Here is a 20,467-nt window from a genome sequence, read left to right on the forward strand (position 1 = left end):
CGACCGAACAGCAGTTCGGTTTCCATTCAAATGTAATGGAGTTAATAGCTGATCTTTATTCCGGCGAAATAGCTTCGCGGAGCAGCCGGACCGTAAATATATCCGGAGTCACGCTCCACTCCCTGGTCGAAATCGTTCTGATAAGCATTGAACACATTCTGCACACCTGCACTCAATTGCAGGTCCACCGACTTATAAAGTTTGAAATCATAGGCCACCTTGACTCCCATATCGAAGAAATCGCGTGTATTCACCGCCACATCCTTGTCAATATAACCGGCCATGTGCTGCACCAGCATCGAGCCGGTGTACGTGCCCGACAGGGATAATGAGAGAGGCTTGATCGGCGTATACGTTGCCGTAAAGTACCCATAGGTATTCGGTGTACGGAAAATCTTCTTCTCGGCCGGTGCCGTTTCGCTCCACTTTTCCGGTTCGTCATAACGGCTCTGTTGCAAGGTGACTCCTGCCTGTAACTGGAACAAAGAGAGATAAGCCATTTTTCCCTCCATCGATAGTCCCAATACTTTGGCACCTGAACCGTTACGCCGCTCTTTGATAAGAATGCCGTCCCGCTCTCCGATGTTCTCGAGTACAAATACATCCGACAGTCTGGTATAAAAACCTTCAACCAGGAAGTTCACCTGAAAAGCACCGAAACGGTGATACATATCGGCTGAGGCGCTGAAACTCTGAGATTTTTCCTCTTTCAGATTCTTGGCACGCTCAATCATCGACACCGTTCCGCCTACATTCTCAATATGCAGGTCTTCGTCGAAAGCCTGCGGGGCACGGAAGCCCGACGAATAACTCAAGCGGAGATTAATGTCCTCGGAAGGATTGAAACGGAGATTGGCACGAGGGCTAAAGATAACGTGGTTGATTAGATTGTGCTTATCCAGACGTCCGCCCAAGAGAATGCTCCATTTTTCGTTTTTCCATTCATTCTGCAAAAAAGCACTACCGATATTTACCGTCTGCTTCGTATAACGGTTGTATCCCCACATATCGTCCTTCAGGTTATCCCGGTTATACTCCAATCCCGCAGTCAGGTCGGCAGGCATGAAAAGGCATTTACCGAAACTGTACACATATTGAGAACCGCCGATAAAGGTCAGGTCCGTTGTCTTTCCATAGGCGTTCTGGTCTTTTTTGCTGCCATAATAACTGTCGCGGTCCGTATGCTGTGCCGAAGTATAAACGGTCAGACGGTGTTTTTCATTCGGAGCAAAATAATCGAATTTCAAGCCGCCGCCGTTGATAGAGTGCTGAATCTGCTCGGCAATGTCAGCCTCGTGAGGCGGACGGTTCAGCAGGTTTCCGCCACGACGGAACTCCTGTAAGTGATGATACTCGAATGTCAACTTAGAATAAGTGCTTGTCTTGAGGAACGAACGGAAGCCGACTGTCTGGTTTTTAAGTTTCGGCATTTCGGAATAACCGTCTCCATCATGATCGTACGCATCCCGATGACGGTTCTGCCCGAACACATAGAGTCCCGCCCGATGATTATCGGTCACCAGCGATGCATTCAGCGAAGTATTATTATCGAAAGACGAGCTGCCGCCGATAGAAGTAAGGGTATGTGCCAACTGCCCCGAATTGCGCAGTGGCTCCTTGGTGATGATATTAATGGTTCCGGCAATGGCGGACGAACCGAACAGGGCAGAACCTCCGCCTCGCATCACCTCTACGCGCTCGATCATATTGGCAGGAATCTGCTCCAACCCGTAAACACCGGAAAGGGCACTGAAGATGGGACGCGAATCGATAAGAATCTGTGTATACGGACCGTCCAGTCCGTTGATGCGCACCTGCTGGAAACCGCAATTCTGGCAGTTCGTTTCGACCCGGACACCGGGCTGGAAGTTAAGCCCCTGCGAAAGTGTAGGCGAGTTTGTATTCTCAAACATCTTCATATCTACCACATTGACCAATGTAGGTGCCAGGCGCCGTTTGGTCACGCTGCGATTGGCCGATACCACCACTCCGTCAAGCGCCACGGCATCTTCTTCCAACTCAAAATTTTCTTCAAGTGTCTTTCCTTTTCTGAGACTGACATTGCGACTGATGGTTTTATACCCCACCGAACTGGCTTCGAGCACAAAATTCCCTTCGGGAAGGTTTTTCAGGAAATAGTGTCCGGTGGCATCCGTCACCGTACCAATGGTAGTTCCTTTCAGGGCGATTGTTATATAAGAGAGGTGTTCACCCGTTTTTTTATCGAGTACATGACCGATAATATTGGCATCAGACGCTTTCAGTTCCAGCTGTTCCGGTTGGTCGGCCATAGCAGGCAACAGGGCACAACACAGGCCAACGAGGAAAAATATATATTTCTTCATTTTCATTTTTGGATAGTAGAATTACTAAATAAATTTTTCTAAATAATGCAGTGAGAGAGAGGTTCTATCTTCCGGCAGGAGGTGCCCGCAAAGATACCACGCCCACGACGGACGAACAGTATCCTGCCCTATCCGGACGCCACGAAAGGGTATAGAGCAGATAAGCAATAAACTGAAAAGAGAGAAAAAAGATACCGGCTCCGGTAGTCGCCACGTGGCTCAGCAAATGAATCAATTGAAATTCGACTGTGGTATGACTATGGGGAGAGTCTTTCTTAAACGGGTGCGAATGGACAATGGTCACCCCATTCACTACATGCGAGTGAGTAAAGAGTGTGATACCTGCCATGTACGATATAAATAGTACAGGCAGAAACCATCTCATTATTTTCAGGCACCCTTGTTTCATCCGTTTAGTTTTGTGGCAAAGATACAAAGTATTCCATAATGGAACAATCCCTATTTATGGGGATAATAAATACAGCCATTATCTTTCCCTCCAAAGCGCATCTTCGAGTGTTTCCTCTATAAGTATCAGGCAGAAAGCATGCAAGAACCAATCCGTTCCACCGTGGAGAAAGTTTTGTTCTGCCACGGAGTAGTTTTTGTTCCACCACGGTGGAATGAAAACTACTCCACGGTGGAACGGGATAATCTTTTGCTTTGACTTTATTGGCAGCCATCTTGCTGCTAATGAGCGGAATCAATACACCTTTCAAATACTTATAAAACCCTGCGAAACCTTACGATAGTCTTAAATTTATAAATAAATGTCTTTTTTGTGAAAAACAATCTAAAAAAGCGATGCGTTATTATGGCGTATAAATTAAAAAGTTATCAATGAGATTATTTTATTTGTCAGAGCATCGTTCCTGCTTCAATTATCAACTGAGGTATGAAAGCGGATTTTCACGGTACGAATTAACTGCACACGAAGAAGGCCGGATTGATAATGACGGTTGCTTCTGTGTACTGTTCGTGCTCAAAGGAGAGGTGTTGGTAGAGCTGGGCAGGGAGCATACCATCTCCGTGCATGCCAACAGGATGCTGCTCATACCTCAGCGGGAAGAGAACCGCTTGACGGGCATCACCCCGGCAGAATGCCTCCTGCTGTTCTGGAACAAGGAAATAACGGTGTGCGACAAGATGTATTTCGATTCCATTTCTCATGAGAAACCTATTGCCACCAACGACCACACCCTGCCCATCCGTAAACCACTGCTTCATGCCTTGAGGCAGGTGCTGTTCTATCTGGAAACGGGACTGCTGTGCAGGCACATGCATATTCTTAAACAGCAGGAAATCATTCTGATACTGCGCGGCTTTTATGCCAAAAACGAACTGGCTGGCTTTTTTGCCGGCGCTTCCGGAATAGGAAGCAAGTTCGAGAACCTCATCCTGAACAATTACCGGAAGGTAAAGACCGTCAAGGAGTTTGCCAGTCTGTGCTGCGTTTCGGAACGCTCCTTCAACCGGAAGTTCCAGCACTATTTCAATCAAAGTCCCTATCAGTGGATGCAGGAACGGAAAGCCGAACTTATCCACGAGAAAATCTGTAACCCGGATATCGCTTTCCGGGAAATAGCCAGGGAGTTCGGTTTCAGCTCTTCCGCGCACCTCACCTGCTACTGCAAGAAACAGTTCGGCACAACCCCGACCCACCTGCGCGAGGAGAGCCACATCAAAAAACAATCGTAACACTATGAAATATTTAATGGAGAAGAAAAACCACTGCATGCACAGTTTTGAACGGCTTGTCAGGAAGATGTCCATGCAGATAAAAGACCCCAGGGAGCAGGATATTTTCTGCTCGCTGCTGACAAGGAAAGACGGCATGCAGGAACTTGCGGAGAAATACGGCCTTTCGGCAAAAGAGCTGGCCTCTATGTATGAGAGGTCGGTAGAAGAGATTATGGACGATTGGGATGCCATGGCGCAGGAACGGCAGGAGCTTCAGGCAATTAGGGTGAGATACAGGAACTGCCGGTCGCTTCTGTCCAAAAGGAACATCGACCGTACTCCGGTGAGGGTTGTCGTACCGTTCAAGGAGCGGGGCATCCCCGTTGAATACCTGAAAATGCTGTCGACGCCTCTGGCAGTGCTTGAGATAACTCCGAGAATCCTGCGCAGGCTCAGGGAGTATAACATCTATCTGCTGGAAGACCTTCTGCGCTTCGTCAAGAAAAACGGATTCAATGCCTTGGCAAAGCTGCACGGCATAGGCATGAAATCGTGCGAGGACTTGTATTCGGCATTGAAGCGGAAAGGCATCATGGAGAGTAAGGACAACTGCCATCTGTTTCAGTATATATGGGTGTGAAACAGATGTTTACCGCTTGTTTATTCTTTTTTCGGGCATTTTGTCCGAAAAGGGAAATTAATTGTCTTTTATCTGAAATGATGCGTTGTAAATGTGTATGTATTTTTGCAGACGAAATAAAAGGACTTCTGGCTGCCCGAAACTTACATCCGTTTGCCATTTGCATCTTATAAACAGTATATACAAACTATAAGCTAATTAAACAATTGAAATTCAGATGAGTAAATTTAAATTTGTACAATGGTACGGGATAGTTGTATGCCTGTTGATGGCCGCCTGTACCGATGTTGATATCACCATGCCCAAAGGGCCTAAAGGTGATACCGGGCTTTCGGCCTATGAGTTTTGGAAAGAAAAAGTAGCGGACGGAACGGTAGACTGGCCGAAAGACCGGACGGAAGTTGCGGACTTTTTCAAGTATCTTAAAGGAAATGACGGGAAAGACGGAAAGAGTGCTTTTGACCAGTGGAAGGATATGATTGCCGACGGCAGTGTGGATAATCCGCACAACCCCGGCAGCAAATGGCCTGCCGGCAACAATACGGTGCAAGATTTCTGGTATTTCCTCACAGGCGCTACCGGCGAGAGCGGCCAGACACCGCATATCGGCGATAACGGCCATTGGTTTGTTGGAAATGAGGATACGGGCATTGCCGCGCAGGGAGAAGCAGGCAAGGACGGTGCGAACGGTAAAGATGCCGTGCCGCCTACCGTAACCATCGGTGCTAACGACCACTGGTTTGTCAATGGTGTGGACACCGGTAAGAAAGCCACGGGTACGAATGGAAAAGACGGCGTGTCGCCCACGATTACCATCGGTAATAACGGCAACTGGTTCGTAGACGGTACGGATACGGGTAAGAAAGCCGTCGGTGTCGACGGGAAATCTCCGGAAGTGGCCATTGGCGAGAACGGTAACTGGTATATCAATGGTACGGATACCGGAAAGCCGTCTTTCGGTAAAGCCGGTAAGGATGGTACAAACGGAACAAATGGTACAAACGGCACGAATGGTACGAACGGAAAGAGTGCCTATGAACTTTGGAAAGAATACATCGCATCCGGTGAAGTGGATAATCCTCATAAACCCGACCAGAAATGGCCGGCAGACCGGAACAAGCAGACGGACTTCTGGGATTTCCTGACGGGTAGGTCTTCGGTGATTGAAATACAAGTAGGAAAATATAATGTCATTCCTGATTATTGGAACTCCCAGTTACGGGAATATGTGATTCCTACGGACGGTTCGGTGCTCTTTACCGTGTATGACAAAACGGGAAAGAAAGTAGCCGCAGGCGTGCAGGTAAGCGGATTGCCCGGAGTAGGAGCAACGGAAACCTTCACAACCGATGACAACGGACAGTTCAAGGTGACATGGGATAAGTTGCCGGACAACCAACCTTTATCACGCCGGACAGGTAGTGTAACCGTAACGGTTGGCGGAGTGCAGGAAACAAGTGCCAATAATACGCTGGTTCCGAATAGGGTAAATGTGAGGGCTACGGTGAGTACGGTATATTTGAGTTATAATTCGTCTGACATAAATGCAACCAGATATACATATGTATCCTTTAAATATGAGCGCCAGATAGACGGAGAGTGGAGCGGTTATCCAAGTAATCTTAAGTCTTATATGATGAAAACTGCTAAAATTAAAGATATAAATCAACCTGTAAATGAGGGAAATTTGGATAAAAGCACGAGTTACATTTATAGTACTAACGACACATATATCTATATACGGCGTCCTTTGGTACTGACTCCTACGGAAAAAGCTAACGTGGCAAAGAATGATACGATTAATGGGTTGTTAAAATACGAGTGGGATGGGAACGAGTTTTATTCAGGCCTTTATTTCGGTGACGGTGCCGGTCCTTATAATGATTACGGACAGACCGTATATTTGCAGGATAAGATTCATATTCCGGAAATATATCCGGCTCCGGGTTTTAAGGAAGGAACTGTCTTTTTGGAAATCAAACAGGGAGTAACCACTTTATGGGGTGAAATCGATACAGACCAATTGCCTGATTTCTATAAAACGTATGCTTATCCGACAGGGCAAGATAAGTTTACGAAAGACCCGGATACCGATATCTGGAAATCTCCGGAAGGCAAGTTGCCTGCTTCAGATTTGGCAGAAGACCGTGCTGTATACATCCAAATGCGTACATTCATTAACGGAACGGGAGGTACTGTGCACACCGGTACTGTACCGCTTTCGAAAGGTGGCAAACGCTTTATACTGACAAGCGCTTATCCGGGTAATTGGATAGGTGTGGATATCCGACGCAGGCAAAAGGGAACCAATCAGATAACATATAACATGAGTTACGAATATCGCAGTAGATTTATTTACTATCTGCTGAAAGAAGGTGGGCAGTATTTCCTGGTTGACTTTGCGGACAGAACCAAGCGTATGCCTTTGGAGATAAAAGAGTGCCCGGCAGACTGGATGGATTGATTTACGTAGATAAATATATATGAATATGAAGAAAAAAACAATACTATATCTTGTCTCCCTCTTCTTCCTGTCAGTTCCTCTGACGGGAAGAGGCCAGGACAGGAAAGCATGGGAAATAGGTGCAGGCGGTTCGTTGATAAACTGGAGCCGCGTGTCTGTCACCGGTTTCCAGAGTACTCCGGATAATTATATGTACAACCTGAAGGCCAACCACCTGATGGGAGGAGCAAACCTGTATGTGGCACGGGAACTGAACCGGTGGTTTTATCTGGATTTGCAAGGTACGGTAGGCGTGGCGAAAAACAAGAACCGGATTGCGGGCAATGACCGGAAACACGACCTGCTGTATATGGGCGGTTTGGGCATGCAGTTCCGCTTTACTCCCTTGTTTGAGTCTCAATGGGTGGAACCCTACCTCAGAGTGGGGGTGAATTACCTGCATAAGAATTTCGCGTCTGCCTATGGCGGCAATTTTGTGGACGACCCCACGGGAGAGGCGCACTGGGAATCGTCCGATGTGTGGAATCCCGACGGGCGCTCATCGGATAAGAATTCTTTTGTTCCGCTTTCGTTCGGTGCAGGTGTAAATGCGTGGCTAAGCAATTCCTTCGGGCTTGGCCTGCAAGGTGAATATCTCCTGCCGGTGCAGAAGAATCTTCCTCACTTTGTGCAGGTGTCTGCCCGCGTCATCTGGCGCATTGGCGGAAAGAGCAAAAAGCAGGCTCCGGTAGTGAAGTATGTGGAGATAGAGAAACCTGTTGAAGTGGAAAAGATTGTTGAGCGGATTGTAGAGAAGCAGGCGGATACAGCCGGTTCTGTCGAAGCAATGGCGTGCGACCTGCTGGATAATATCTACTTCGAGTTTGACAAGGATGTGCTCACGGCTGCTTCGGAAAAGACGCTCGACAGGCTGGCCGGGCTTCTGAAAAGCTATCCCGACGCCCGCTTCCTGATTACCGGCTACACCGATGCAAGGGGAAGCAGCGCTTATAATACGGACCTTTCCAACCGCCGTGCCAAAAGAGTGTATGAGGCATTGCTCGAACGTGGCGTTCCGGCAGCTATGCTGAAATGGCACGGTATAGGCAAACGGGCAAGCATCATCCCGGTTGCGGCAGGCAACAGTGTACGCGAGGGCGACAGAAAAGTGCTGCTGGAAAGAATTACCAATATGAAGTACTGGGAAGCTCTGTAAACAGGCTTTCAACATCTATTTATAAATTTATGTACTAACTTAAAACAGAAAATTGTATGAAAAAGATTTTAGCGAGTTTATTATTGTTGAGTGTTGCGGTTGGCTACGCTGACGGACAAACGGCGCTGACCGGAAACAAGTTTGCCGACAACTGGGCGATAGGTGTCAATGCGGGTGGAACGACTCCGCTGACGCATCACTCGTTCTTTAAGAACATGCGTCCGGTAGTGGGCGTTCATGTGGATAAGTATCTGACACCTGCCTTCGGCCTGAGCCTGGAGGCTATGGGCAGCTTTAACACTACGGGCAGCAAAACGGCTTTTGACGCGTCAAACGTCAGTCTGCTGGGGCTGGTCAACTTAGGTAATCTGTTTGCGGGGTATAACGGTGCTCCCCGTCTGTTTGAGGTTGAGGCTGTGGCAGGTATCGGCTGGTTGCATTATTATGTAAACTCCGGTATGGGCGAAGACCGTAACAGTATGTCCAGCAAACTGGGACTGAATTTCAACTTCAACCTGGGAGAAAGCAAGGCATGGACATTGGCTGTGAAACCGGCTTTGGTGTATGATATGAACGCTATGGGTACGGAAGCCGTGCGTTTCCATGCCAACCGTGCAGCCTGGGAAATCAGCGCCGGGCTGACTTACCATTTCGGATGCAGCAACGGCCGCCATTACTTCACCGAAGTAAGACCTTACGACCAGGCGGAAGTCAACCAACTGAACGCCCAAATCAACCGTCTCCGTGCCGAGGCCGACAATACTGCCAAAGTATTGCAGGATGCCAACCGGAAAGTTTCCGATTTGGAAAGTGAACTGGCAGCTTGCCGGAACCGGAAACCGGAAGTGGTGAAGGATACTATCGACAACAGCAAGAAACTGTTGGAGTCGGTGATTACGTTCCGCCAGGGCAGAATCGGCATCGATAATTCACAGTTGCCCAATGTGGAGCGCATCGCCACTTATCTGAGAAATCATAAGGAAGCGGGAGTCGTTATCAAAGGGTATGCCTCTCCCGAAGGCAGTGCGGAGGTGAACGAACGCATCGCCCGCCAACGTGCCGAGGCCGTGCGCAATATGCTGGTCAATAGATATAGAATCGCCAAAGACCGGATTGTGGCCGAAGGTCAGGGAGTGGGTTATATGTTTGAAGAACCGGACTGGAACCGGGTGAGCATCTGTACCATAAATACCCGGCCGGATGCTGCGGAAGGAAAGTAATGAACCAGTTATGTAGATTTTAGATATAAAAAGGGTTGTGTAAAGTAAAGAGACCGCATGCGGCAGCAAGCCGTTGCGGTCTCTTTTTTGTTGTGTGCCGTTCTTGTCTTTTACTTCTTGAAAAGCTCTTTCAGGCTTACCGTCTTGTTGTTAATCAGCGGGTGCGCCCAGAAACCGATGAATGTGATGTAGCCTACAAATACGAGGATAATCAGCATTCCGGTACGCAGCGAAGTGGCATCGGCAAGCATGCTGATAATCATCGGGCCGCCTGCTCCGCCCACGATTGCCGAACACAGGATGCCGGCAAACGAACCGTGGTGTTGCGATGCCGAATTCAGCGCCAGCGAGAACACGATGGAGTACATCATGGAAATGCTGAAACCGATGGCAGGGAAGGCAATGATGGATGCTTCCTTGCTTCCGAAGAGTGCGGTGAGCAGTAGGATGATGGTGAGTCCGCCCGATAGTTGGAGCAGCCGTTTGCTGTCAATGAGCTTCAACAGTACCATACCTACGAGGCAGCCGGCAGTCATCAGTCCCCAGAAGTAACTTACGGCCTTTGCGCCTTCCACCTGCGGGTTCACTCCGTGATACTGTTCGAGGAACGTACTCATAAAGATGGAAGTTCCCTGTTCCGTACTTACATAACAGAAGATGCCGAGGAAGAACAGCCATACGTATTTCTGCCTGAACAGTGCCAGGTAGGAGTCTTTCGAACCGCCTTTCTCATCTTCTTTCAACTCGATTTTCGGGAAACGGGAAAGCCCTACGGCAACCAGCATCACCAGCAACAGCAACGTGAATACCCAGTAAAGCGATACCCAAGGCAGGTCGGGCGGGGTGATACCTGCCAGCAGGTCGATGAAAAAGTTCCTGCCTTCCGTGTATATGTCCGGATTGAGTTCGTGAATGAGGTACGTATATACCAGCGGACTCAGGAACGAAGCGATGCCGAATACGAATTGGGCCACTTCCGCCACGAAAGCATAGTTTTCTTCGCCGCCTACAACGCGTTGCAACGGGTTTAGCACAGTTTGCAGCATAGCCATGCCCAAGCCGATGATGAACGATGAGGCAAGCAGCATGGGGTAGGTGTGTATGCAGGCAAACAGCGTAGTGCCGATGAACGGCATCAGGAAGCCCAGAAACAGCACCGGTTTCTCGCCGAAACGGTCGATCATCAGTCCGGCAGGAACCGACATGATGGCATAGGCGATGAAGAAAGAAGTCGGGATAAAGCCCGCCATCGCCAGGTCGCTCAGGTTAAAGTTATGGATAATGTCCGGAATGAGCGGTCCCAGGATATTGGTGATAAACGATATGGTGAACCAGAACGCCATAATCAGCGCCAGCATTCCTAAATTCTTTTTCATACTATTTCGTGTTTAGTGAGAAGACCAGTGACGCGGCGCCGATGCTTCCTGCCTTGTTACCTAAAGATGCAGCCATGATTTGAGTGTTCACGGCACAGTCGGCTATGGCATAGCGGTGTGCCTTCTCGCTGACTTTCCGGATATAGAAGTCGCCGGCTTCGGACAGTCCGCCGCCTATTACGATGCGTTGCGGGCTGAAGATGTTGATGAATCCGGCGATGCCGTGCCCCAGAAAATCGCAATGCTCGTCCAGGCATTCCGTTGCCAGCTTGTCTCCTTCTTTGTAGAGGCGTACGATAAGCTCTCCGTTGATTTCCTCGCCCGGAAACGAGATGCCTGCTTCTGCGGCACGCTTGCTGAAACGGCGCACCAGTGCGGAAGTGGAGGCGTAATGTTCCAGACAGCCCACAGAGCCGCATGCGCAGGGTTCGCCGTTGGCGATGAGGGGCACATGGCCCAGTTCGGTGCCGCGGTTGGCAAAGCCGTTGAACAGCTTGCCACCGATGACCACTGCGCCGCCGATGCCGGTTCCCACGGTCAGGAACACTACATTCTGTGCGCCTTGTCCGGCTCCGTACATCGTTTCTCCCAGTCCCATCAGGTTGGCGTCGTTGCCCATCTGCACGGGCAGCCCCGTTTCCGCTTCGATGCGGTCGGCAAGATTCAGATTCTCCCAGCCTTTGATATTCTCGGCTCCGCCCAGCACAATGCGGTTGGTTTCGTCCACAATGCCGGGAGTGCCTATACCTATTCCTTCCACCGCTACTCCGAGTTGCAGGGCCGAAGCCATTGCCTCTTTGCAGGCGGTTACCAACTGGCCGATTACCGCTTCCGCAGATACATCGGCTTTCGACGGCAGCTTCCCTTGAAAGTGAAATACGCCTTCATTGTCGATAAGGGCGTATTTCACGGAAGTACCGCCAAGGTCAATTCCTATAGCGTATTTTTTCATGATTGTCAAACTCTTTCAGCCCATATAGGAGAACTCCATGCCCATTGTCCGTCGCGCTGGCGCACGCGTACATAATAATAATCGGTGTCGCGCTGCGGCTCTTTGTCTTCCATATAGTGCTCTACGGTGAAGCAGCTTTCGGGCATGGCGCGGTTAAAGAGAATGGCTTCGCTCAACCAGCCTATCATGAAGTGCGAACGTGAGCCTTCGAGCAGTTCGCCCAATGTGTGTTCGAACTTCTTGCCGTTGAAGTCTGCGGTAAGCACGCCGTCTTTCGGCATCTCCAAGTCGAGGATTACCGCCTGCATGGCTGCGGTGGTGGTATTCGGGTTCTTGCTGCTGTACAGGTCCAGTTCCGTTTCCTTCTCGCCTACGGAGAGGATGCGGTTGACATGTGTCTTGAATTCGGTTTCGCCCTCCTGAGGAGAGGTGAAGGCAGCGCCGCGGAAGCAGGGGGTAACGCTTACGATACGGCCCTTGTTGACAGACAGCTTGCCTTGCCAGTGCACATAGCGCTCTTCGCGGTTCCAGCCGAAATCCACTTTTACTTTGCAGCGGACGGTGTCGCCTTCCGGTGCAACCGGGGTCAACGGGCCGTTCATGCGTGCCAGTATCTGGCCGTTCTTGACAACGTCTACATAGTCGATGCAGCTTTCGCCGGTTACGTTCAGGTAGATGCGACGGCTGTTGCCACGGACTACATCGCCCATGAAAGCGTCGTTGAGGCGGAAGTCGATGATGATTTTATCACCGGTGGCGGCACATACGTGGCGGGTGCGGAGAGCTTCCCAAATGGCGTCGCGGGTCAGTGACGGAGCCAGGACACCGATGCGGCCGTCGCCGTAGCTGCCCGGGTAGCCGGAGTGCTGGTCGGTGGAAGCCATGATACCGAATTTATGTCCTTGCTCCAGACCGTACTGGATGGTTCCTTCCCATTGGCGGGGACCCATATCGTGCAGGTACGGGTAGTCGCCCTGGTCGCTTTCCGCCAGGCCGTGACGGGAATACATCTCGACGAACGGAGTGATGTCTCCTTCGGTGAAGCATTTCCAGTTGTAACCGCGGTAACCGCCCTGATAGCCCATGTGGTGCGGAGTAACGAATACTTTATGTCCTTTGGCTTTCTCTTTCCAGTCTTCGATAGAGGTACATTCCACGAGCGGCGCATCCAGGTCGTAGTTCAACGCCACGTGGTCGCCGTGCTCCATGCTGTGGGCCTCGTATCCGATGAAGGTAAGGAATTCGCCTTCCTTGTTGTATTCGTTGCTCATCTTTACGTACTTCTCATAGCCGCCTTCGCGCAGACGCTTGAAAGCTCCGGTATGGTAGTCGATTACCCATTTCAGACGAGGGTCGTTTGCACCCGGAATGTCCGGCCACATGGCATGGGGCGTTACGCTGACAAAGTCCAGCTGGCCTTTGGCCGCCTCGAAAGCATCGCGCATATCGCCGTGTCCGTAAGTGAGGTTGCAGTGGTTGTGCAAGTCGCCCCAGAATACTTTCAGGTTGCTTGCCGACGGCATAATCTTCTTTGCCTCTTTGCTTCCTGCCACGCAAGAGCCGAGCAGGCTTCCCGAAGCTGCCAGTCCGAGAAAAGACCAGCCTGTGTTTTTTAGAAAACTTCTTCTATCCATGATAATAAATTTAATGGTTTTATCTGTTTTTCATTAATCTTCTGTCGCCCTTGAAAAGCTCGTTTACTTTTTCGTCGGGGTCGTTGTCTTTATACTGTTTTTGAGTCTCTTGCAACAGTTGCATCAGCTCTTTCTGCTTTTCGGCGTATTCGGGCTTGCCGAACACGTTGTTCATTTCGCGCGGGTCGGCTTTCAGGTCGTACATTTCCCATTCGTCAATGTCGTTGTAGAAATGAATCAGTTTGAAGTCCTGTGTACGGATGCCGTAATGACGTTTTACCGAATGCTCGGCAGGGTATTCATAATAGTGGTAATAGGCAGCCTTGCGCCAGTCGGCGGGTATCTTGCCTTCGTTCTCCAACACCGGTTTCAAGGAAGTTCCCTGAATGTCCGACGGGATTTCCACACCGGCAAAGTCGAGGAAAGTGGGAGCGAAGTCCACATTCATGCAGATTGCATTGCTTGTGCTTCCCGCCTTGATAGCTTTGGGGTAGCGGATGATAAGCGGCATGCGCTGGCATTCCTCGTACATGAAGCGCTTGTCGAACCAGCCGTGTTCGCCGAGGAAGAAGCCTTGGTCGGAAGTGTAGACGATGATTGTATTGTCCAGCTCTCCGGTCTTTTCAAGATAGTTCAGAAGGCGGCCGATATTTTCGTCCACAGACAGTACGGTAGCCAGGTAGTCGCGCATGTATTGCTGGTATTTCCAACTGATTAATGCCTTACCTTTCAGGTCGCCCTTGCGGTATTCGGCAATGCGCTGCGCATATACGTAGTCCCATTTGTCCTGTACGGCGGCAGGCATGCGCTTGTACACGCTGTAAAGGCGGTTGGTGGTATCCTTCAGCATCTCTTCGCGGGTCAGCAGTTTCAAGTCCCAGTCGTTGGTCAGGGTATGTTCGATGGACATGTCCTGCTCGCGGGCTGCTCTGCCGCGTCCCTCGTAGTCGTCGAACAGGCTGGCGGGTTCCGGGAATGTGGTATTGTTGAAGATGCCCAAGTGGCGCGGAGCCGGCATCCAGTTGCGGTGAGGCGCTTTCTGATGATACATCATGCAGAACGGTTTGCTCTTGTCCCTGCCTTCGAGGAATTTGATGGCCTTGTCTGTGATGATGTCCGTGGCATAGCCTTTCTCTACGATATGTTTGCCGTCTTCCCAGAAATCGGGGTCGTAATAATCGCCCTGTTCGTGCTGGCCGCTCAGGATGCTCCAGTGGTCGAAGCCCTGCGGTTCGCTGATAAGGTGCCATTTGCCGATCATGGCCGTCTGGTAGCCGGCTTGCTGGAGCAGTTTCGGGAATGTCTGCTGGTCGCCGTTGAAGGTGCTTGCATTATCCGTAAAGCCGTTTTCGTGGCTGAACTTACCGGTAAGGACGCAGGCGCGTGACGGGCCGGAAAGGGCATTGACCGCGTAGCAGTTGTCCATACGGATACCTTCGTTGGCTATACGATCCATGTTGGGAGTTTGCAGGAGATTACCGCCATAGCAGGACATGGCTTGTGTGGTATGGTCGTCCGTCATCATGAAAATTATGTTCGGACGCTTGGGTTCTTCTTTTTGCTGGCCGGCACAGGAAGCGAGGCTTAATGTGGCTAACGGAAGAAGTACATTGGAAAGATTGTTTTTCATAACCGGGATGTATCGCTTTTCATTATGAAGAAAGGGACTGCTCAAAAACTAAAATCGCTATCGCTTTGCTTTTCATTTTTGGGCACTCCCTTTCGTCATGTTGCTTTTATATTATAATTTGTAATTTAAAGACTGTTTCTTGCCGTTTACTTTCACCTCTACTTCCAGTCCGTTTTCATTGAATGCCTTGTTTTTGAACTTGGCAGACAATTTGGGGGCGTCTGCGCTGTTCTTTATCGGACAGATAACGGTGATGTAACGTACTGCATCTTCGCTGTCTTTCTTCACATTGAAGGATACGTTCATGCGTTTGTAGCGTTTGCGGTAAGCGGTGGAGCACCAGCCCGGCTCTTTTTTCATCGTCATGCCTTCGGGGCCGAAGCATTGCAGCTTCATGTTGCTTCCTTCTTCAAACTGAGTGACGAAAGTCATGTCCTCGCGGCTGTTGGCAATTTCGCCTTTCGGCATCTGGTAGTGCAGGTTAATGGAGCCTTTCTGGCTTCCCACCATTTCGTCTACAATTACGAAGTAGCTGTTGTCTACGAAGAATACGGAACGGCGGTGTTTCAGGTTCTTGTAGCTCGGATTCTCGGTAACCAATATCTGTACGTTGCCTTCCGGCTGCCACAGCTTGGTTACGGATTCGGTCTGGTCGAGATTCTTGTTGTTCAGCGTTACGGTGTTGTGTACGCAGGTCTGACGGTGCCAGTTGCGTTGTTCCATCACTTCGCCCTCGCCGGCATATACATACGAACCGGAATCGGGGAACAGGTTTTTGCCGTTGAACCAGAGTTCGAAAGTACCGTTATCCGGCTGGCAGTGCCAGAATGCTTTCGGGCCGGCCTTTACAACCATTTGCGTGGCATCCGTTCCCCAAGAGTTACGGAATACGAAGAAACCGGATTTCAGGAAACCTTTGGAGAGATATTCGGGCAGTGCGCCTTCTTTACCATCAGTTGCCAGATATTTGATGAACTGGTTCTTCGGGAACATCTTGCTCCAGTTGCGGTAGTTCTTCAGCATTTCTTTCTTATTGGTGAGTTTGGCATCGCTGAAACACGGGTTGGTGTAGTCGGGGAAAGAAACGTTGGCATAGAATACAATCATTTTCTCGATTGTATCCAGGTACTCCTGCGGGAACTCGTTGCGGAAACCGTTCAGGTCGGCAATGTTCAGTGCCTTGCAGAAAATGTTGATGGCAGCGAGGTGGTAGTGCGGGTCGAGCTCGAACTGTCCGCCGTCGTTATACACCTGTACGTTGATTTCACGGTTCATGATGTCGATACCGCTCTTTCTCCAGGCAGCAGCCTCTTTGAATTCGGGGAAGAAAGCGCCGGCGTAGATCATACGCTGTGCCTCGAACAGCAGGTGATTGCCCTGTGCAGAGTAATTGCCCAATATATGGATGGCATGTTTGTGGTAGTTTACCAGAAACTCGGTCAGGAACTCCGGGGTGAAAGAGGGAGACGGGAGGAACAGTTGGAACTGTGAGGTCTGGTCTTGCAGACGGTTGCTCACTTCCAGCGGACGCCATGCGAAACGTGCGTTTTCCACATCACCTTTCAGTTGGTTGTCACCGGTCATTTCATACTCTTTCTTGTCGACCTTCACCAACGGGTTTTTCTTGATCCAGTCGATGTACTGTTTGGTCCACTCTACGGCGTATTTCTCGTCGCCGCTTACACGATAGGCCTTGCCCATGGGAGTAAACCATTTGTGGCGGTGCAACTGCCAGCGCAGTTCGTTGTCCTTTACCGGCCAGTATCTCCAGTCGATGTCTTCACCGTAGTTGAATGACGGCTGGTAGCCTTTGTGGGCAAAGAATGTATGTTGCAGAGCCTCGTCGGCCATTTTCTGTTCGTCCTTGCCGATGGTAACCTTTTTCAGGTTTATGTCGGGAGTCTTCACGTTGGTACGTGCACGGTAGTAGTCGAGCAATGCTTTGGCTGCATCGGCATCTTTGCCTTCCTGGTGCAGGGCCTTTACTTTCTCCAGTCCGGGATAATCCAGATTGAGGAGCGAGAACACTTCGGTTTTCAATTCCTGGGCATTTGCTTTGCCAACGAAGCAGGCAAGTGCCAGCAGGACGATATATTTAAAAGTCTTATTCATAATGTTTGTTGGTTTACAGTCTGGTTATTAGAGGTTTTTGTAGCTGATACCTTTCAAGTCCATGAAGCGTTTCAGAGCTTCCAGGTAATAGTAATCCGCATAGTTCAACGGAGTGTCGATTTCCGAACCGTTAGGCAGCGAACCGGTAGAGTGCATCAGGATGAATCCCTGGTTTTCGCCGACCTTTGCCAGATAGGCGTCGCCCGACAGGCTCTTCAGGATTTTTTCTGCATAATCCAGGTATTTCTTTCCGTCGGGAACCATTGTGCTCAGCTCTATCAGGGCGGAAGCGGTTACGGAAGCGGCGGATGCGTCGCGCGGAGTCTCTTCGGTTACGGGAGCGTCGTAGTCCCAGTAAGGAATGGCATCGTCGGTCTTGACACGGTTCATAATCATGTCGGCCACTTTTACGGCGAAATTCAGGAAAGTAGTGTCTTGCGTCTCACGATAGCAGGCGGTATAGCCGTATACGGCCCATGCTTGTCCGCGTGCCCATGAAGAGTCGTCGTTCTTGCCCTGGAATGTCTGTTTCTTCTCTACCGTACCGTCGTTGTTGTAGCTTACTACGTGCCAGCAGGTATAGTCGGGGCGGAAGTGGTTGTTCATGGTAGTCATTGCGTGTTTTACGGCGATGTCTTTATAAGAGTTGTTGCCGGTTGCCTTGGCTACATTGAACAGCAAATCCAGGTTCATCATATTGTCGATGATAACGGGGAAGTTCCATGTTCCGAAGTCCCATGAACGGATAGCCGAGATGGAATCGTTGAAGCGTCCGCACAGGTTGTCGGCTGTTTCTTTCATTACGGCTGCAATGGTGTCGTTAGGAGCCAGACGCTCTGCGTTGCCGTAACTGCAATTTACCATGAAGCCCAGGTCGTGCGTACCGGTGTAGTAACGAACGGGGTTCAACAGGTTGGTATATTGGATGGCCCATGTTTTCAGTGTATCGTTGCCCGTCAGTTCGTAGGCATACCACAAAGAGCCCGGATAGAAACCGCTGGTCCAGTCATAAACGCTGCACAAACGGCGTTTTCCCAACTGGTCGGCTGTAGGCTGCGCACGGAGCGAGTCCTTGAAAGTAAGCGAGTCTCTTTCCAACTGGCGGCACAGGAAGTTCATGTCATAGCCTGTACGGATAGAACGCGGCAGCATATTAGTGGACGAAATTTCTTCTGCGGTTAATTGCAGTTGCGCAGAGGCTGCGTCCAAGCCTTTTTTAATCCAACTGTAGTCTTCTTTGGGTTGTGTTTGGCATGACACGAAAGTCAATGCACCCAAAGCCAAGAGAACAAGGTTCTTTTTCATGTTATTCGTTTTTAAAATAATTGATTTTAGTAGATTTTGTAACGAAAGCAAAGCTAACGGATTTTTTATGGTTCTTGTAGCAAGAATGTTGAAAAGGCAATTAATCCGCGTTCTTTGAATGTCACTTTTGTTGAAAAGAGTTTAGAAAATCTCCAATATGCCCGGGGAGGGGCATATTGGAGATGTATTTGGGGTGGTTGTTACCAACCTGGGTTTTGGTTGAACTGGGTACACAAGTCCATTTCGCGTTGCGGAATAGGCATCAGTTCGTGCTGACCTTTTTTCGTGTAGTCGTATACTACATAGCTCGCAGAACTCCACCAGTTTTTCAATTCATTATATGTTTCTTGAATGGTCTCGTAGTAAATACCCCAACGTATTAAATCGAGACGACGGTGACCTTCGAAAGCTAATTCATAGGCCCGTTCTTTATGAACAGCCTTTCGGAAAGTAGCTTGATCCATACCTTCTGGTAACGAATAGTTGCCCTTATTTCCATAACCACGTTTCCGTACTTTATTAATAGCGGCATAAGCGTCTGTGGTAGGTCCGCCTTTCCACTCATTCAGTGCTTCTGCATATAGTAGCAGTACATCCGCATAACGTAAAACATACCAGTTTACAGTTGATTTGTCGTTGTTGACAAAAGGTATACTTTCCATGTATTTATCAATATCCCATTTGGCCGGCGTGTAAGTTTGTTTGGCTTTTTGAGATTTTTCAGGATCTAAATCCTTGCTTAATGCTGTGGCTTCATCATCGGTTGGAATGTTGGCCGCTAAATAGTAATCGCCTAAATAAACTGCTCCGGTTTTGCTGTCATTGTGTCCATGTTTATAGTTGGCTATAGACAAATTTTGACGTCTGTCGGGACTTATGCCAGTGCTTGCATCGGGTTGTGCCTCTTCTCTCCAATTAAGTACAAATGAATGAACAACCTGAACGTTGGCAGCAGTACTTCCGCTGCGACCGGCATCGACTGTGGTCTTTACGCCGTTCCACTTTCCGATACGGCCTACAGGATCACTGTTTCCTGAATATGTGGGAGAATAGAAAGATACTTCAATTAAACTTTCTGTTGGGTCCCAAATTCCGTTACAAGTATTTTCCCATAATTTTTCATAGTCAGTCAGCAAATCATGTTTGCCCGATTCAATTAGGATACGTGCTGTTTCCGCAGCTGCTTCCCATTTGCTTGTGTCCTGTATGGGATATCCAGCCCAAGTGGCATATACTTTAGTGAGTAATCCCAAAGCTGCTCCTTTTGAAAAACGATAATCGTTACTACTACGATAAGTGTCATCTTTGGCATATGGAAGAATATCGCAGGCATACAATAAATCGTCTTCGATAAATTTATAAACATCAACAGGGTCGGCTTGTACGAAAGTTGAGGGGTGTTGATTAGCCATAGCTGTATTAGTCATTAAAGGAATATTTCCCCAACGACGAACTAACTCAAAATAGTACAATGCTCGTAAAGCTCTTGCTTCGGCAATATAAATTGTTGCCAATTGTTTGTCGGATTCATTATACGAATCCATTTTCACAGAAATGCGTTCCAGAAAATCATTTGCATTATAGATTCCGCTATAAAGAGATGCCCATGAGGTCTGTACTTCAGCTTGTGAAGCAGAATATGCGTTCGTAGGAAGAATACGGAAATTTTCAGTTGTGCTTCCCTCTACTTGTGAAATATCTGTTCCCATAGAGAAATAAATGGATAGATGATGACCATACATTCCTTCTTCTATAGTAGAACGGTATACTCCAAGTAGTACATCTTGTGCCTCTTTGGCGTCATTCATATATTTATTTTTTTCTACTTCAGTGCTACTTTCTTCTTCCAGAGAACATGCAGCTGGAAGAAGGCATAAGGCTAAAATTCCTATATAGTATATAAACTTTTTCATA

The 20,467-nt window shown here is 49.1% G+C and carries 14 protein-coding genes; 5 read left to right on the forward strand and 9 right to left on the reverse strand.

The genetic code is table 11. The features are described from left to right. Window positions 1–41: 41 nt before the first annotated feature. Together NQ565_RS06055 and NQ565_RS06060 are read right to left on the reverse strand one after the other, a co-directional pair. Window positions 42–2,345, reverse strand: a complete 2,304-nt coding sequence (locus NQ565_RS06055; protein WP_016661594.1) for a TonB-dependent receptor — start codon at window positions 2,343–2,345, stop codon at window positions 42–44. Window positions 2,346–2,409: 64 nt separating this feature from the next. Beyond that, on the reverse strand, window positions 2,410–2,730 hold the full coding sequence (locus NQ565_RS06060; RefSeq protein ID WP_016661593.1) for a hypothetical protein: 321 nt from the start codon (window positions 2,728–2,730) through the stop codon (window positions 2,410–2,412). Between the two features lie 455 nt (window positions 2,731–3,185). Here NQ565_RS06060 and NQ565_RS06065 point away from each other — a divergent pair, with 455 nt between their 5' ends. From NQ565_RS06065 to NQ565_RS06085, 5 genes are all read left to right on the forward strand, one after another. Then, window positions 3,186–4,043, forward strand: coding sequence for a helix-turn-helix transcriptional regulator (locus NQ565_RS06065; RefSeq protein WP_005658183.1), 858 nt, complete (start codon window positions 3,186–3,188; stop codon window positions 4,041–4,043). Window positions 4,044–4,047: 4 nt separating this feature from the next. Next, complete coding sequence (locus NQ565_RS06070; protein ID WP_016661592.1) at window positions 4,048–4,665, forward strand: hypothetical protein; 618 nt, start codon at window positions 4,048–4,050, stop codon at window positions 4,663–4,665. A 217-nt stretch (window positions 4,666–4,882) separates the two neighbouring features. Then, window positions 4,883–7,129: a collagen-like domain-containing protein gene (locus tag NQ565_RS06075; RefSeq protein ID WP_005658178.1), complete on the forward strand. Its 2,247-nt coding sequence runs from the start codon at window positions 4,883–4,885 to the stop codon at window positions 7,127–7,129. Between the two features lie 25 nt (window positions 7,130–7,154). Next, window positions 7,155–8,324: an OmpA family protein gene (locus NQ565_RS06080; protein WP_016661590.1), complete on the forward strand. Its 1,170-nt coding sequence runs from the start codon at window positions 7,155–7,157 to the stop codon at window positions 8,322–8,324. A gap of 56 nt (window positions 8,325–8,380) precedes the next feature. Further along, the gene (locus NQ565_RS06085) at window positions 8,381–9,544 is read left to right on the forward strand and encodes an OmpA family protein (RefSeq protein ID WP_005658175.1); all 1,164 of its coding nucleotides are present in this window, start codon (window positions 8,381–8,383) and stop codon (window positions 9,542–9,544) included. Between the two features lie 110 nt (window positions 9,545–9,654). Here NQ565_RS06085 and NQ565_RS06090 read toward each other — a convergent pair whose 3' ends face one another. The 7 genes from NQ565_RS06090 to NQ565_RS06120 all read right to left on the reverse strand — a co-directional run bounded on the left by NQ565_RS06090 (window position 9,655) and on the right by NQ565_RS06120 (window position 20,466). Further along, window positions 9,655–10,920: a sugar MFS transporter gene (locus tag NQ565_RS06090; RefSeq protein WP_005658173.1), complete on the reverse strand. Its 1,266-nt coding sequence runs from the start codon at window positions 10,918–10,920 to the stop codon at window positions 9,655–9,657. 1 nt (window position 10,921) lies between these two features. Then, the gene (locus NQ565_RS06095; protein WP_117740305.1) at window positions 10,922–11,875 is read right to left on the reverse strand and encodes an ROK family protein; all 954 of its coding nucleotides are present in this window, start codon (window positions 11,873–11,875) and stop codon (window positions 10,922–10,924) included. A gap of 2 nt (window positions 11,876–11,877) precedes the next feature. Continuing rightward, the gene (locus tag NQ565_RS06100; protein ID WP_005658169.1) at window positions 11,878–13,506 is read right to left on the reverse strand and encodes a CehA/McbA family metallohydrolase domain-containing protein; all 1,629 of its coding nucleotides are present in this window, start codon (window positions 13,504–13,506) and stop codon (window positions 11,878–11,880) included. 19 nt (window positions 13,507–13,525) lie between these two features. Further along, the gene (locus NQ565_RS06105) at window positions 13,526–15,136 is read right to left on the reverse strand and encodes a sulfatase family protein (RefSeq protein WP_005658167.1); all 1,611 of its coding nucleotides are present in this window, start codon (window positions 15,134–15,136) and stop codon (window positions 13,526–13,528) included. A gap of 111 nt (window positions 15,137–15,247) precedes the next feature. Continuing rightward, entirely contained in the window at window positions 15,248–17,248 is a 2,001-nt protein-coding gene (gene hepC / locus NQ565_RS06110) for a heparin-sulfate lyase HepC (protein WP_005658165.1), read from the reverse strand. A gap of 27 nt (window positions 17,249–17,275) precedes the next feature. Continuing rightward, the gene (locus tag NQ565_RS06115; protein ID WP_005658163.1) at window positions 17,276–18,553 is read right to left on the reverse strand and encodes a DUF4995 domain-containing protein; all 1,278 of its coding nucleotides are present in this window, start codon (window positions 18,551–18,553) and stop codon (window positions 17,276–17,278) included. Window positions 18,554–18,753: 200 nt separating this feature from the next. Next, window positions 18,754–20,466, reverse strand: coding sequence for a RagB/SusD family nutrient uptake outer membrane protein (locus tag NQ565_RS06120; RefSeq protein WP_005658161.1), 1,713 nt, complete (start codon window positions 20,464–20,466; stop codon window positions 18,754–18,756). Window position 20,467: the final 1 nt, after the last annotated feature.

The sequence above is a fragment of the Bacteroides stercoris ATCC 43183 genome (assembly GCF_025147325.1).
In the GTDB taxonomy this organism is placed as follows: Bacteria; Bacteroidota; Bacteroidia; order Bacteroidales; family Bacteroidaceae; genus Bacteroides; species Bacteroides stercoris.